A 14718-nucleotide genomic window follows, 5' to 3' on the forward strand; every position below is an offset into this window, starting at 1 on the left:
GAGCCCCTCGACGAAGATGGGAACCTCCCGATGACCGACGCATCGCAGCCTGCCGAGACCGCTCCGCCGAAGGAGCGCGCGGCGTCCTTCGCCAAGAGCCGCCGCGGCCCCATCCTCGGCGCCATCTTCCTCATGGCGACCTCGGCCATCGGGCCCGGCTTCATCACGCAGACCGCCACGTTCACGGCACAGCTCGGCGCCGCGTTCGCGTTCGCGATCCTGGTCTCGGTGCTCATCGACCTCGCGGTGCAGATGAACATCTGGCGCATGATCACCGTCTCCGGCAAGCGCGCAGGCGACCTCGCCAACCAGGCCGTGCCCTACTCCGGCCACGTGCTGGCCGTGCTCATCGTGGTCGGCGGGCTGGCCTTCAACATCGGCAACATCGCGGGCGGCGGCCTCGGCCTCAACGCGCTGCTCGGCATCGACCCGAAGGTCGGCGGCCTGCTCACCGGCCTGCTGGCGATCGGCATCTTCCTGTTCAGGAAGGCCGGCCGCGCCGTCGACATCGTCGTGATGGTGCTGGGCATCGGCATGATCCTGATGACGGTCTTCGTCGCGATCGCCTCCCAGCCGCCCATCGGCGACGCGCTGCGCCAGACCTTCGTGCCCGACACGATCAACTTCGCCACCATCACGACGATCGTCGGCGGCACCGTCGGCGGCTACATCACCTACGCCGGTGCCCACCGCTACCTCGAGTCGGGGTTGGTCGGCCCCGAGCACGTCAAGCCCGTGCACCGCGCGTCGCTGCAGGGCATCCTCGTCACCGGCATCATGCGCTACGTGCTCTTCCTCGCGATCCTGGGCGTGGTCGCCTCCGGTGTCGTGCTCGACGTCTCGGGCCAGGCGGCCAACCCCGCGGCGCAGGCGTTCGGCGCCGTGCTCGGCGATGCAGGCATGCGCATCTTCGGCTTCATCTTCTGGGCCGCCGCCATCACCTCGGTGATCGGCGCCGCCTACACCTCCGCCACGTTCCTCTCCGTGTTCTCGAAGCGGCTCGCGGGCGGCTGGCCGCTGCAGCTGGCCACGGTCGCGTTCATCCTGGTGTCGCTGGTCGTGTACGCGCTCATCGGCACGGCCCCCGCGGCGCTGTTGGTGTTCGTGGGCGGCTTCAACGGCCTGATCCTGCCGATCGGCCTGTCGATCTTCATGTACATCGGCTGGTTCCGGCAGCGCGACGTGCTGGGCGGCTACCGCTACCCGAGGTGGCTGCTCGTCGTCGGCACGCTCGCCACGCTGCTCTCCTTCTGGATGGGCATCAGCTCGATCGGCCCGATCTTCGCCTTCCTGGGGGTGGGCGCATGACCGCCATCGACCTGAACTCCGACCTGGGCGAGAACACGCCCGACCGCATCGTGGGCGACGACGAGGCGATGCTGCGCGTCGTCACGAGCGCCAACGTCTCCTGCGGCTTCCACGCGGGCAGCCCCGAGGGCATCCGCGCCACGCTCGCCGCGGCCGTCGCGCAGGGCGTCGTGATCGGCGCCCACCCTGGCTACCGCGACTACGAGGGCTTCGGCCGGCTGCCGATGGCCGTCGACGACGCGACCCTGCAGGCGCACGTCGAGTACCAGTTGGGCGCCCTCGAGGGGCTCGCCCGCTCGGTCGGCGGCCGCACCGCCTACGTGAAGCCGCACGGCGCGCTCTACAACACCATCGCGCGAGACGAGCGCCAGGCGGCGGTGGTGGTGCGCGCGATCCGCGCGATCGACCCGTCGCTCGTGCTGCTCGGCCTCGCGGGCGGCGTCGTGCTCGACGTCGCCGAGCGCGCGGGCCTGGCGACGGCGGCCGAGGCGTTCGCCGACCGCGCCTACACGCCGGAGGGGCTGCTGGTCTCGCGCACCGAGCAGGGCTCGGTGCTGCACGACCCGCAGCTGGTGGCGGCCCGGATGGTGCGGCTGGCCCACGAGGGGCTGATCGAGGCCGTCGACGGCAGCGACGTCGCGGTCCGTGCCGAGTCGATCTGCGTCCACGGCGACTCGGCGGGCGCCATCGCCATGGCCGAGGCGACGCGTGCTGCGCTCGAGGCCGCCGGGGTGACCATCGCGCCATTCGTGGGTTCCCGACCGTGACGCGCACCGCATCCGCCACCCAGCTCGAGCAGGCGAGGGCCGCACGGTCGTCGTACCGCGCTGGCGCCGTCGCACCCACCAGCGGCGTCGCGCACGGGCTGGTGCAGGCCAACCTGATCGCGGTGCCCGCCGACTGGGCGTTCGAGACGCTGCTCTTCGCGCAGCGGAACCCCCGATCGTGCCCGGTGCTCGAGGTGCTCGACGCCGGGCAGGTCGAGCCGCGGCTCGCGCCGGGCGCCGATATCCGCACCGACCTGCCCGCCTACCGCGTCTGGCGCGACGGCGAGCTCGTCGAGGAGACGGCGGATGCGTCGCGGGCGTGGGGCGAGCAGCCAGACCTGGTCGCGTTCCTCATCGGCTGCTCGTTCACCTTCGAGGCGGGGCTCGCCGACGCCGGGATCCCGATCCGGCACCGGGAGCTCGGGCGCAACGTGCCGATGTACCGCACCGACCGGGCGTGCGAGCCCGCGGGCAGGCTGCACGGCGAGCTCGTCGTCTCGATGCGCCCGATCGCTGCCGACCGGGTCGCCGACGCGGTGCGGATCTCGGGGCGGTACCCGGCCGTGCACGGCGCACCGGTGCACGTCGGCGATCCCGGCGCGCTCGGCATCGCCGACCTCGGCGCGCCCGACTTCGGCGACGCCTCCGAGGTGCGCGAGGGGGAGCTGCCGGTCTTCTGGGCGTGCGGCGTCACCCCGCAGGCGGCGATCATGGCGTCGCGGCCGCCGTTCGCGATCACGCACGCCCCGGGCCACATGCTCATCACCGACGTGCCCGACGCGGCGTACGCCGCATGACCCGCCTGCTGCCGGCGGCCGACACCGCGCTGCTGCTCGAGACGGCCGATCTCGACGAGGCGGTGCGCCTGCTGCCCGCGCTGGTCGCGGCCGCGCTGCCGGGCGTCACCGAGCTGGTGCCCGCCGCGCGCACGATCCTGGTGCGCTTCGACCCGAGCCTCGTCAGCGCATCCGCCCTCGGCGCGGCCCTGCTCGCCGTCGAGCCGCACGCGGAGGGTGCCGCCACGGATCGCGCCGTGACGATCCCCGTGCGCTACGACGGCGAGGACCTCGCCGAGGTCGCCGCGCACCTCGGGGTGCCGGTCGACGACCTGGTCGCACGCCATCAGGCGGCGCTCTGGACGGTCGCGTTCACCGGCTTCGCGCCGGGCTTCGGCTACCTGGTCGGCGACGATCCGCTCTTCGACGTGCCGCGGCGGCCCTCGCCGCGCACCCGCATCCCCGCCGGCTCGGTGGCGCTCGCCGGACGCTTCTCGGGCATCTACCCGAAGCAGAGCCCGGGCGGCTGGCAGCTCATCGGCCGCACCGACGCCGTGCTGTGGGATCTCGACCGCGAGCCCCCGGCGCTGCTCGCGCCCGGCACCGCGGTGCGCTTCGAGCGGGTCGAGCGCGAGCTCGTCGTGGCGGCGGCGACGACGCACGCCCCGACCGCGTCGACCCACGCCGTCGAGGTCGTGCGGGCCGGCCTGCAGCTGCTCGTGCAGGACCTCGGCCGCCCCGGGATGGCGTCGCTCGGCGTCTCGGCATCGGGCGCGGCCGATCGCTCGGCGCTGCGCGAGGCGAACCGGTCGGTCGGCAACCCGCCCGGCTGCGCGGGGCTCGAGCTGGCGGGCGGGGGCGCGGTGCTGCGGTTCCGCGGGCCGGCGGTCGTCGCGCTCGGCGGGGCGCTGGCCGACGCGAGCCTGCGCGCCGGCGATGTCGAGCACGCGATCGAGCACGGCCGCGCCGTCGCGCTCGACGACGGCGACGAGCTGCGCGTGGGTGCCACCCGCGACGGCCTGCGCACCGTCATCGCGCTCCGCGGCGGCATCGCGCTCGAGCCGGTGCTCGGCAGCCTCGCCACCGACACGCTCGCGCACCTCGGACCCGCCGCGCTCAGCGCGGGCGACGTGCTGCCGCTGCACGGACCCGCCGCGGCGGGCGCGGCCGTCGAGCGCACCCGCGCCCCGCGCATCCCCCTGCCCGTCGCCGGCGAGACGGTCGAGCTCGAGATCGTGCTCGGCCCGCGCGACGACTGGTTCGCGCCGCAGGCGCTGCGCGACCTGCTCGACGAGGCGTGGCTCGTCACCCCGCGCTCCGACCGCGTCGGCGTGCGGCTCGAGGGCAGGCCGCTCGAGCGCGCCCGTGACGGCGAGCTCGACAGCGAGGGCGCGGTGACCGGCGCCATCCAGGTGCCGCCCGACGGCCAGCCGGTGCTGTTCCTGCCCGACCACCCGCTCACCGGCGGCTACCCGATCATCGGCGCGGTCGTCGACCGCGACCTCGACCTGGCGGGGCAGCTGCCGCCCGACGCCCGCATCCGATTCCGCCTCGCGGAGCAGTGAAGTGACCTGGAGGACGACGTGCAGAAGATCCTGATCGCCAACCGCGGCGAGATCGCCGTGCGCATCGCGCGCGCCTGCGCCGAGGGCGGCTACCGCTCGGTCGCCGTGTACGCCGACCAGGACGTCGACGCCATGCACGTGCGCCACGCCGACGAGGCCGTCGCGCTCGGCGGCACGACCTCGGCCGAGACCTACCTCGACATCGCGTCGCTCCTCGCCGCCGCCCGCACCAGCGGTGCCGACGCCGTGCATCCGGGCTACGGTTTCCTCTCCGAGAGCGCCGCCTTCGCCCGCGCGGTCGAGGCGGCCGGGCTCACCTGGATCGGCCCGAGCCCGGAGAGCATCGAGGCGCTGGGCGACAAGGTCACCGCGCGCACGATCGCGCAGCGCGTCGGGGCACCGCTCGCGCCCGGCACCGACCGACCGCTCGCCAGCGCCGACGAGGCGGTCGCCTTCGCCCGCGAGCACGGGCTGCCCGTGGTCGTGAAGGCGGCGTTCGGCGGCGGCGGCCGGGGGCTCAAGATCGCCCGCACGATCGAGGAGGTGCCGGATGCGTTCGCGTCGGCCACCCGCGAGGCGGTGGCCGCGTTCGGTCGCGGCGAGTGCTTCATCGAACGCTACCTCGAGCACCCTCGGCACGTCGAGACGCAGGTGCTCGGCGACGGCCACGGCCTCGTGGTGGTCGTCGGCGACCGCGACTGCTCGCTGCAGCGCCGCAGCCAGAAGCTGCTGGAGGAGGCGCCGGCGCCCGGGCTGACCGACGAGCAGCGCGCCCGCATCCACGACGCCTCGCGCGCCATCTGCGCCGAGGTGCGCTACCGCGGGGCGGGCACCGTTGAGTTCCTGCTCGGCGCCGACGGCACCATCTCGTTCCTCGAGGTGAACACCCGGCTGCAGGTCGAGCATCCGGTCACCGAGGCCGTCACCGGCATCGACCTGGTGCGCGAGCAGCTGCGGATCGCCGAGGGGCTCGGCCCGTCGATCGCCGCCACGCCCGCACCGAGCGGCCACGCGATCGAGCTGCGGCTGAACGCCGAGGATCCGGGACGGGGGTTCCTGCCCAGCCCCGGCCGCATCGAGCGGCTGCGCGTGCCGGGCGGGCCGGGCGTGCGCTGGGACGCCGGCGTCGAGGCGGGCGACGTGGTCGAGGCGGCGTTCGACTCGCTCGCCGCGAAGCTCATCGTGCACGCCGTCGACCGCGACGCGGCGCTCGTGCGGCTCCGGCGCGCGCTCGGCGAGCTCGAGGTGGTCGGCGTCGCGACGGTCGCGCCGTTCGCCGAGGCGGTGCTGCGGGAGCCCGACTTCTCGACCGCCGGCTTCGCCGTGTCGACCCAGTGGATCGAGGCCACGCTGATGCCGCGGCTCGAGCCGCAGCTGCGCGCGGCGCCGGCCCGCAGCGAGGCGCTCACCCGCATCCCGATCGAGATCGACGGCAGGCGGGTGGTGCTCGGACTCCCGGATGCGCTGCTCGCCGCCGCCGCCGGAGCCGCGGGCCCGGGAGCGACCGCAGCCGCGCAGCCGGTCGACGAGGGCGCGCTGGTCGCACCCGTGCCCGGCACGCTCGTGCGCTGGCTGGTCGCCGACGGTGCGGCCGTCGAGGCGGGGGAGGACGTCGCGGTGCTGGACGCGATGAAGATGGAGACGCGCATCGCCGCGCACCGCTCCGGCACGCTCGCGCAGACCGTGGCGGAGGGCGCCACGGTCGCCGTCGACGCGGTGATCGGGCAGGTGCGCGACTGATCCGCAGGGGCGTGTCAGTGGCCGAACGTAGAATGATCCGGTGACATCCAGGACTCCAGAGACCCCCGAGCTGCACGTGCGCGGCGCGCGCGAGCACAACCTCAAGGACGTCGACCTGCGCATCCCGCGCGACTCCCTGGTGGTGTTCACGGGGCTGTCGGGGTCGGGCAAGTCGTCGCTCGCGTTCGACACGATCTTCGCCGAGGGGCAGCGCCGCTACGTCGAGTCGCTGTCGGCCTACGCGCGCCAGTTCCTCGGCCAGGTCGACCGCCCTGACGTCGACTTCATCGAGGGGCTCAGCCCCGCCGTGTCGATCGACCAGAAGTCGACCAACCGCAACCCGCGCTCGACCGTCGGCACCATCACCGAGGTGTTCGACTACATGCGCCTGCTGTGGGCGCGCATCGGCGTGCCGCACTGCCCGATCTGCGGCGAGCGCATCCAGCGGCAGACGGTGCAGCAGATCGCCGACGAGCTGATGGACCTGCCCGAGCGCACGCGCTTCCAGATCCTCGCGCCCGTCGTGCAGCAGAAGAAGGGCGAGTTCGCCGACCTGCTGCGCAACCTCGTGGCCACCGGCTACTCGCGCGCGATGATCGACGGCGAGCTGGTGCAGCTCGCCGACGCGCCCGCGCTGAAGAAGCAGAACAAGCACGACATCTCGGTGGTCGTCGACCGGCTCGTCGCCGAGCCGGGCATGCTCTCGCGGCTGACCGACTCGCTCGAGACCGCGCTGCGGCTCGCCGACGGGCTCGCCACCATCGACTACGTCGACCTCGACGAGGGCGATGCCGCACGCAGCCGCACCTTCAGCGAGAAGCTCTCGTGCCCCAACCGGCACCCCGTCGCGCTCACCGAGATCGAGCCGCGCACCTTCTCCTTCAACGCCCCGTTCGGCGCCTGCCCCGTGTGCACCGGCATCGGCACCAGGATGGCGGCCGACCCCGACCTCGTGATCGCCGACGAGTCGCTCTCGATCCGCGAGGGCGCGATCCTGCCGTGGACGCAGTCGGGCAAGGGGCTCTACACCTACTTCGAGCGACTGCTGACGGGCCTGGCGCGCGAGATGGACTTCTCGCTCGACACCCCCTGGAACGAGCTCGAGCACGACACCCGGCAGGTGATCCTGCAGGGCACCGACGGCAACGTCATGGTGCAGTGGCGCAACCGCTACGGCCGCCAGCTGCGCTACGCCTCCGGCTACGAGGGCGTCATGCCCTACATCCAGCGCAAGCACGCCGAGGCCGACAGCGACTGGGTGCGCGCGAAGCACAGCGAGTACCTGCGCGAGGTGCCGTGCGCCGAGTGCGGCGGCGCGCGCCTCAAGCCCGAGGTGCTCGCGGTGCTCGTGCACGGCTCGTCGATCTCGACCGTCGCCGACATGAGCCTCGACGACGCGCACGACTACATGCACTCGCTCGACCTCGACGAGCGCGAGGCGACGATCGCCGCGGCGGTGCTGCGGGAGATCCGCGCCCGCCTCGACTTCCTGATCCGCGTCGGGCTCGGCTACCTCTCGCTTTCGCGCGCGGCCGCGACCCTCTCCGGCGGCGAGGCCCAGCGCATCCGTCTGGCCACGCAGATCGGCGCCGGCCTCACGGGCGTGCTCTACGTGCTCGACGAGCCCTCCATCGGCCTGCACCAGCGCGACAACCGCAAGCTGATCGGCACGCTCGAGGCGCTGCGCGACCTGGGCAACACGCTCATCGTGGTCGAGCACGACGAAGACACCATCCGCACCGCCGACTGGGTCGTCGACATCGGCCCCGGGGCGGGCGAGAACGGCGGCGAGGTGGTGCACTCGGGCAGCTACGAGGATCTGCTGGCCCACCCGACCTCGCTCACCGGCGCCTACCTGTCGGGCCGTGAGAGCATCCCCACGCCCGAGGTGCGCCGACCGGTCGACCCCGACCGGATGCTGCGGGTCGAGGGGGCGCGCGCCAACAACCTCCAGAACATCGACGTCGACATCCCGCTGGGCATGTTCGTGGCCATCACCGGGGTCTCGGGCTCCGGCAAGTCGACGCTCGTCAACGACATCCTGCACAAGGTGCTGGCCAACGCCCTCAACGGCGCCCGCCAGGTGCCCGCCAAGCACACCCGGGTGACGGGGCTCGAGCACCTCGACAAGGTCGTGCACGTCGACCAGGGGCCCATCGGCCGCACGCCGCGCTCCAACCCGGCGACGTACACGGGGGTGTTCGACAAGATCCGCACCCTGTTCGCCGAGACCGCGGAGGCGAAGACGCGCGGCTACCTCGCGGGGCGCTTCTCGTTCAACGTCAAGGGCGGCCGCTGCGAGGCGTGCCAGGGCGACGGCACGCTGAAGATCGAGATGAACTTCCTGCCCGACGTCTACGTCGAGTGCGAGGTGTGCCACGGCGCGCGCTACAACCGTGACACGCTCTCGGTGCACTACAAGGGCAAGTCGATCGCCGACGTGCTGCAGATGCCGATCGAGGAGGCCGCCGAGTTCTTCGCGCCGATCTCGTCGATCCACCGCTACCTGAAGACGCTCGTCGACGTCGGTCTCGGCTACGTGCGGCTCGGCCAGTCGGCGACCACGCTCTCCGGCGGCGAGGCGCAGCGCGTGAAGCTCGCCACCGAGCTGCAGCGCCGCACCTCCGGCCGCGCCATCTACGTGCTCGACGAGCCGACCACGGGTCTGCACTTCGACGACGTGCGCAAGCTGCTCGAGGTGCTCGACGGCCTGGTCGTCAAGGGCAACACGGTGCTCACCATCGAGCACTCGCTCGACGTCATCAAGAGCGCCGACTGGGTCATCGACCTCGGCCCCGAGGGCGGCTCGGGCGGCGGCTCGATCGTCGCGACCGGCACGCCCGAGCAGATCGCCGACGTGCCCGAGAGCCACACCGGCACCTTCCTCAAGGAGATGCTGGGCGCGGGCGTGCGATGACCGACGAGCGCGCCCCGCGCACGCCGGCGTCGCGCCCATCGGCGTCGCGCCCTCCGGCGTCGCGCCCTCCGGCATCGCGCCCTCCGGCATCGCGCACCGTGCCGTACAAGCCGGCGCCGGGCTCGATCCCCACCGCGCCCGGCGTCTATCGGTTCCGCGACGAGCACGAGCGGGTGCTCTACGTCGGCAAGGCCAAGAACCTGCGGCAGCGGCTCGCCAACTACTTCCAGCCGCTCGAGACGCTGCACGAGCGCACCCGGCGCATGGTGCTCACCGCGGTGCGCGTCGAGTGGACGATCGTGGCCAGCGAGTTCGAGGCGCTGCAGCTCGAGTTCACCTGGATCAAGGAGTACGAGCCGCCGTTCAACGTGCAGTTCCGCGACGACAAGTCCTACCCGTACCTCGCCGTGACGATGGGCGACGACGTGCCGCGCGTGCTCATCACCCGCAACCGCGACATCCGCGGCGCCCGCTACTTCGGGCCGTACACGAAGGTCTGGGCGATCCGCGAGACCCTCGATCTGCTGCTGAAGGCGTTCCCCATGCGCTCCTGCAGCCGGTCGGTCTACGACCGGGCCGAGCGCAGCGGCCGCCCCTGCCTGCTGGGCGACATCGGCAAGTGCTCGGCACCCTGCGTGGGTCGCGTCACGTTCGAGGAGCACCGGGCGACGGCCCGCGATCTGGTGGCGTTCATGAACGGCGGCGACCAGGAGTTCGTCGACCGGGTGCGCGAGGAGATGCAGCGCGCCAGCGCCCGGCTCGAGTTCGAGCGGGCCGCCCGGCTGCGCGACCAGCTCGCCGCCCTGCAGACCGTGCTCGAGCGCACCAGCGTGGTGCTGGCCGACCGGGTCGACGCCGACGTGTTCGGGCTCGTGCACGACGAGCTGAGCGCCGCGGTGCACCTGTTCGCGGTGCGGGGCGGCCGCATCCGCGGCACGAAGTCGTGGGTGGTCGACACCGAGATCGACCTGACCGACGGCGAGCTGGCGACGCAGATCCTGCGCATCGCCTACGAGACGGGCGACCCGCCCGCGCGCGAGGTGCTGCTGCCGCGGCAGCCCGACAGCACCGCAGAGGTCGAGGCCTGGCTCACCGACCGCCGCAGCGACCACGGGCTCGCCGGCCGGGTCGAGGTGCGCGTGCCGCAGCGCGGCGAGAAGCGCCGCCTCGCCGACTCCGCCACGGTCAACGCGGCGCACGCGCTGCAGACGGCGCGCACGAAGCGCACGAGCGACTACGTCACCCGGTCGCAGGCGCTCGCCGACCTGCAGGAGGCGCTCGGCATGGCCGAGGCGCCGCTGCGCATCGAGTGCTTCGACGTCTCGCACCTCGGCGGCACGGGGGTCGTCGCGTCGATGGTCGTCTTCGAGGACGGCCTGCCGCGCAAGGACCAGTACCGGAAGTTCGCCATCGCGCAGACCACCGACGACACCGACTCGATCTTCCAGATCATGACCCGCCGGGCGAAGTACCTCGTCGACGGCGACCCCGACGACACGGGCTCGCGCTTCGCCTACGCCCCGCAGCTGCTGCTGGTCGACGGCGGCAGGCCGCAGGTGCAGGCCGCCAAGCGGGCCCTCGACGAGGCGGGCGTGCGCGGCGTCGCGCTGGCGGGCATCGCGAAGCGGCTCGAGGAGCTGTGGCTGCCCGACGAGGAGTTCCCGGTGATCCTGCCGCGCTCGAGCGAGGCGCTCTACCTCGTGCAGCGGCTGCGCGACGAGGCGCACCGCGTCGCCATCACCTACCAGCGGCAGAAGCGCTCGAGCGCGATCGAGTCGCAGCTGAGCGGCATCCCCGGGCTCGGCCCGTCGCGCGTGCGCGCGCTGCTGAAGCACTTCGGCTCGGCGAAGCGAGTGCGGGCGGCCAGTCCCGAGCAGCTGCGGGAGGTCGCCGGCGTGGGTCCCGCGCTCGCAGAGGCCGTCGCGCGGGCGCTCGGCGCAGATACGATGGACGGAGAAGCCCAGGGATAGGAAATCGCGCGCCGTGAACGCAAGAGAGATCGTCATCATCACCGGCATGTCCGGCGCAGGGCGGACGACCGTTGCGAACGCGCTCGAGGACCTGGGCTGGTTCGTCGTCGACAACCTGCCGCCGAGCATGCTGAAGACGCTGGTGCGCACCGCGGCGACGAACGACGCCACCGAGGCGAAGCTCGCGATCGTCGTCGATGTGCGCGGCGGGGTGCTCTTCGACGACGCCCGGCGCTTCGTCGAGATGCTCCGCGACGAGCACACGGTGCGCGTGCTGTTCCTCGAGGCGAGCGACGCCGAGCTGGTGCGCCGCTACGAGCAGGTGCGCCGGCCGCACCCGCTGCAGGGCGACGGCACGATCCTCGACGGCATCCGCATGGAGCGCACGCGCCTCGAGCCGCTGCGCGGCATGGCCGACGACCTGCTCGACACCACCGGCCTCAACCCCCATCAGCTGACGACCCGCGTGGGGGAGCGCTTCACTCCCGACGGCGAGCTCGAGGTGGTCGTGACGGTGATGAGCTTCGGCTTCAAGTACGGGCTGCCGGTCGACGCCGACCTGATCGCCGACATGCGGTTCCTGCCGAACCCGTTCTGGAACCCGTCGATGCGCGGCCACAACGGCACCGAGCAGATGGTCTCCGACTTCGTGCTCGAGCAGGAGGGCGCGCGCGAGTTCGCCGACCGCTACCTCGAGGCGCTCGAGCCGGTGCTCGCGGGCTTCGCGCGGGAGAACAAGCTGCACGTCGTGCTGGGCGTCGGCTGCACCGGCGGCAAGCACCGCTCGGTCGCGATGGCCGAGCACCTCGCAGCACGGCTGTCCGGGCGCCCCGGGCTGCGCGTGGCGATCAAGCACAGAGATCTGGGGCGCGAATGACGAGGGGAGCAGGCGTGGCATTGACCGACGACGTCAAGGAGGAGCTCGCGCGGGTGCGCGTGACGCGACCCCAGACGAAGGCGGCCGAGGTCGCGACGCTGCTGCGCTTCGCGGGCGGCCTGCACGTCATCTCGAACCGCGTCGCGGTCGAGAGCGAGCTCGACTCCGCTGCCGCCGCCGCGCGGCTGGCCCGCAGCATCCTCGAGCTCTACGGCGTGAAGGCCGAGATCGCGCGGATCTCCTCGTCGTCGAGCCGCTCGAGCGGCGCCTATCTGGTGCGCGTGATCGCCGAGGGCGAGACGCTCGCCCGGCAGACGGGGCTGATGGATGCGCGGCGCAAGCCCGTCCGCGGCCTCCCGAACAAGGTCACCACGGGTTCGCTCGAAGACCTGGCGGGCGTCTGGCGCGCTGCGTTCCTGGCGCAGGGAGCGCTCTCGGATCCGGGCCGCTCGGCGGCCCTCGAGATCGCCTGCCCCGGCAACGAGGCGGCGATGGCGCTGGTCGGCGCGGCCGGGCGGCTCGGCGTGCCGGCGAAGTCCCGCGAGGTGCGCGGCGCGCACCGCGTCGTCATCCGGGAGGGCGAGCCGATCTCGCGCATGCTGACCACCATGGGCGCGCTCGACACGGTGCGCGCCTGGGCAGAGCTGCGCCAGCGCCGCGAGGTGCGCGCCACCGCCAATCGCCTGGTGAACTTCGACGACGCCAACCTGCGGCGCAGCGCGCAGGCGGCCGTCGCCGCCTCGGCCCGCATCGAGCGCGCGCTCGAGATCCTCGGCGTCGACGTGCCGGAGCACCTGGCCTATGCGGGGCGCCTGCGGCTCGAGCACCGCGATGCCAGCCTCGACGAGCTCGGCCACCTGGCCAAGCCGACGATGACGAAGGATGCTGTCGCCGGCCGCATCCGCCGTCTGCTCGCGATGGCCGACCGGGCTGCGCAGGATCGCGGGATCCCGAGCACCGAGTCGGCCGTCCCGGACGACATCGACCTGTGACGACGGGGCTGCGCACTCGGCTTCGCGCAGGCGCCCGTGGATAGGATCGAGCACGACCAATCGGCGCGCGTCGCGCGCAAGAGAGGAGAGCCACCCATGGCCGTCTACACCCTTCCTGACCTGCCGTACGACTACGCGGCACTCGAGCCCCACATCTCTGCGAAGATCATGGAGCTCCACCACGACAAGCACCACAAGGCCTACGTCGACGGCGCGAACACCGCGCTCGAGAAGCTGCAGGCCGCGCGCGACGCCGACGACTTCGCCTCGGTGAACAAGCTCGAGAAGGACCTCGCGTTCAACCTCGGCGGCCACACCAACCACACGGTGTTCTGGAACAACCTCTCCGGCGACGGCGGTGGCGAGCCCGAGGGCGAGCTGCAGGCGGCGATCGGCGAGTTCTTCGGCGACTTCGCGAAGTTCAAGGCGCACTTCACCGCCAACGCGACGGGCATCCAGGGCTCCGGCTGGTCGGTGCTCGCGTGGGACTCGATCGCCTCGCGCCTCAACGTCTTCCAGCTCTTCGACCAGCAGGGCAACGTGCCGGTCGGCGCGCAGCCGATCCTGATGCTCGACATGTGGGAGCACGCCTTCTACCTCGACTACCTCAACGTCAAGGCCGACTACGTCAAGGCGTTCTGGAACATCGTCAACTGGCAGGACGCGCAGGCCCGCTTCGACGCGGCCAAGGCGCAGACCGCCGGACTCATCGTCCGCTGACCCGTCAGCGCGACCGGGGGCTCCGGGCAGCAGCCCGGGGCCCCTCTCCCACCCACACAACGTGAGGAACCCCATCCCATGACTCTCAAGGTCGCCATCAACGGCTTCGGCCGTATCGGCCGCAACTTCGTGCGGTCAGCGCTTGCCCAGGGCGCTGACATCGACATCGTCGCGGTCAACGATCTCACCGACAACCACACGCTCGCCCACCTGCTGAAGTACGACTCCGTCGCCGGCGTCATCGACGCCCCCATCAGCTGGGACGAGGGCACCATCACGGTCGGTGAGGACTCCATCCGCTCGCTCTCCGAGAAGGACCCGGCCAAGCTGCCGTGGGGCGAGCTCGACGTCGACGTGGTCATCGAGTCGACCGGTCGCTTCACCAAGGTCGAGGACGCCTCCGCCCACATCGCGGCAGGTGCGAAGAAGGTCATCCTCTCCGCTCCCGCCAAGGGCCCGGCCCCGACCTTCGTGATGGGCATCAACCACGAGGACTACAACCCCGAGACCGATCACGTGATCTCGAACGCCTCGTGCACCACCAACTGCCTCGCGCCGCTCGCCAAGGTCTTCCACGACCACTTCGGCATCGAGCGCGGCCTGATGACGACGGTCCACGCCTACACGGCCGACCAGAACCTGCAGGACGGCCCCCACAGCGACCTGCGCCGTGCACGCGCGGCGGCGCTGTCGATCATCCCGACCTCGACCGGCGCGGCGAAGGCCATCGGCCTGGTCATCCCGGAGCTCAAGGGCATCCTCGACGGCTACGCCCTGCGCGTGCCGACGCCCACCGGCTCGATCACCGACCTCACGATCACGACCCGCGACGGGCTGACCGTCGACGAGATCAATGCCGCGTACAGGGCCGCGGCCGAGTCGGGGCCGATGAAGGGCTACCTGCAGTACACCGAGGATGAGATCGTCTCGAGCGACATCATCGGCAACGCCCACTCGTCGATCTTCGACTCGGGCCTGACCCGGGTGCTCGGCGACCAGGTGAAGGTCTCGGCCTGGTACGACAACGAGTGGGGCTACTCATCGCGACTGGTCGACCTGGCCGAGCACGTCGGCTCGCAGCTCTGA

General features: G+C 72.3%; 11 protein-coding genes. All 11 read left to right on the forward strand.

What is annotated here, in order from left to right:
- Nucleotides 1–30: 30 nt before the first annotated feature.
- On the forward strand, nucleotides 31–1308 hold the full coding sequence (locus Q9250_RS04100) for an NRAMP family divalent metal transporter (protein ID WP_306233319.1): 1278 nt from the start codon (nucleotides 31–33) through the stop codon (nucleotides 1306–1308).
- Complete coding sequence (locus Q9250_RS04105) at nucleotides 1305–2075, forward strand: LamB/YcsF family protein (protein WP_306233320.1); 771 nt, start codon at nucleotides 1305–1307, stop codon at nucleotides 2073–2075. The genes Q9250_RS04100 and Q9250_RS04105 overlap by 4 nt, the downstream gene beginning before the upstream one ends.
- Entirely contained in the window at nucleotides 2072–2872 is an 801-nt protein-coding gene (locus tag Q9250_RS04110; RefSeq protein ID WP_306233321.1) for a putative hydro-lyase, read from the forward strand. The genes Q9250_RS04105 and Q9250_RS04110 overlap by 4 nt, the downstream gene beginning before the upstream one ends.
- Complete coding sequence (locus tag Q9250_RS04115) at nucleotides 2869–4416, forward strand: 5-oxoprolinase subunit B/C family protein (RefSeq protein ID WP_306233322.1); 1548 nt, start codon at nucleotides 2869–2871, stop codon at nucleotides 4414–4416. Before Q9250_RS04110 ends, Q9250_RS04115 begins: the two co-directional genes overlap by 4 nt.
- 18 nt (nucleotides 4417–4434) lie before the next feature.
- Nucleotides 4435–6156: an acetyl/propionyl/methylcrotonyl-CoA carboxylase subunit alpha gene (locus Q9250_RS04120; RefSeq protein WP_306233323.1), complete on the forward strand. Its 1722-nt coding sequence runs from the start codon at nucleotides 4435–4437 to the stop codon at nucleotides 6154–6156.
- 40 nt (nucleotides 6157–6196) lie between these two features.
- On the forward strand, nucleotides 6197–9073 hold the full coding sequence (uvrA, locus tag Q9250_RS04125; protein WP_306233324.1) for an excinuclease ABC subunit UvrA: 2877 nt from the start codon (nucleotides 6197–6199) through the stop codon (nucleotides 9071–9073).
- 98 nt (nucleotides 9074–9171) lie between these two features.
- Nucleotides 9172–11043 carry an excinuclease ABC subunit UvrC gene (gene uvrC, locus Q9250_RS04130; protein WP_306233325.1) on the forward strand — a complete coding sequence of 624 codons (1872 nt, stop codon included), beginning with the start codon at nucleotides 9172–9174 and terminating at the stop codon, nucleotides 11041–11043.
- A gap of 13 nt (nucleotides 11044–11056) precedes the next feature.
- Nucleotides 11057–11920, forward strand: a complete 864-nt coding sequence (rapZ, locus tag Q9250_RS04135) for an RNase adapter RapZ (RefSeq protein ID WP_306233326.1) — start codon at nucleotides 11057–11059, stop codon at nucleotides 11918–11920.
- Between the two features lie 14 nt (nucleotides 11921–11934).
- Nucleotides 11935–12912: a DNA-binding protein WhiA gene (gene whiA, locus Q9250_RS04140; protein WP_306233327.1), complete on the forward strand. Its 978-nt coding sequence runs from the start codon at nucleotides 11935–11937 to the stop codon at nucleotides 12910–12912.
- 96 nt (nucleotides 12913–13008) lie between these two features.
- Nucleotides 13009–13632, forward strand: coding sequence for a superoxide dismutase (locus tag Q9250_RS04145; protein ID WP_306233328.1), 624 nt, complete (start codon nucleotides 13009–13011; stop codon nucleotides 13630–13632).
- Nucleotides 13633–13710: 78 nt separating this feature from the next.
- Nucleotides 13711–14718, forward strand: coding sequence for a type I glyceraldehyde-3-phosphate dehydrogenase (gap, locus tag Q9250_RS04150; RefSeq protein WP_306233329.1), 1008 nt, complete (start codon nucleotides 13711–13713; stop codon nucleotides 14716–14718).

Origin of the sequence: Agrococcus beijingensis, assembly GCF_030758955.1 — a bacterium.
Taxonomy (GTDB): domain Bacteria; phylum Actinomycetota; class Actinomycetes; order Actinomycetales; family Microbacteriaceae; genus Agrococcus; species Agrococcus beijingensis.